General features: G+C 50.1%; 1 rRNA gene. It reads right to left on the bottom strand.

The features are described 5' to 3' along the window. Nucleotides 1–845, bottom strand: a 16S ribosomal RNA gene (locus tag I6E11_RS14710); the annotation flags it as partial.

The following is an 845-nucleotide window of genomic DNA, read 5'->3' as shown; positions in this document are numbered from 1 at the left end:
CTGTTAGTAACTGGCAGAAAGGGTTGCGCTCGTTATGGCACTTAAGCCGACACCTCACGGCACGAGCTGACGACAACCATGCAGCACCTTCATACATGCCTTGCGGCTGATCTGTCTCCAAATCATTCATGCATAATTTAAGCCCGGGTAAGGTTCCTCGCGTATCATCGAATTAAACCACATGTTCCTCCGCTTGTGCGGGCCCCCGTCAATTCCTTTGAGTTTCACCGTTGCCGGCGTACTCCCCAGGTGGAATACTTAATGCTTTCGCTTGGCCGCTGACCGTATATCGCCAACAGCGAGTATTCATCGTTTACCGTGTGGACTACCAGGGTATCTAATCCTGTTTGATACCCACACTTTCGAGCATCAACGTCAGTTACGCTCCAGCAGGCTGCCTTCGCAATTGGAGTTCTTCGTGATATCTAAGCATTTCACCGCTACACCACGAATTCCGCCTGCCTCTACCGCACTCAAGAACGCCAGTTTCAACTGCAATTTTAAGGTTGAGCCCCAAACTTTCACAGCTGACTTAACATCCCGTCTACGCTCCCTTTAAACCCAATAAATCCGGATAACGCTCGCATCCTCCGTATTACCGCGGCTGCTGGCACGGAGTTAGCCGATGCTTATTCATAAGGTACATGCAGAACACTACACGTAGTGTCGGTTATTCCCTTATAAAAGAAGTTTACAATCCATAGAACCTTCATCCTTCACGCTACTTGGCTGGTTCAGGCTCTCGCCCATTGACCAATATTCCTCACTGCTGCCTCCCGTAGGAGTTTGGACCGTGTCTCAGTTCCAATGTGGGGGACCTTCCTCTCAGAACCCCTATCCATCGT

The organism is Bacteroides caecigallinarum, from assembly GCF_021531075.1.
Taxonomy (GTDB): domain Bacteria; phylum Bacteroidota; class Bacteroidia; order Bacteroidales; family Bacteroidaceae; genus Phocaeicola; species Phocaeicola caecigallinarum_B.
The sequence above is the reverse complement of the archived record's forward strand: the minus strand, read 5'-3'. Positions and strand labels throughout refer to the sequence as shown.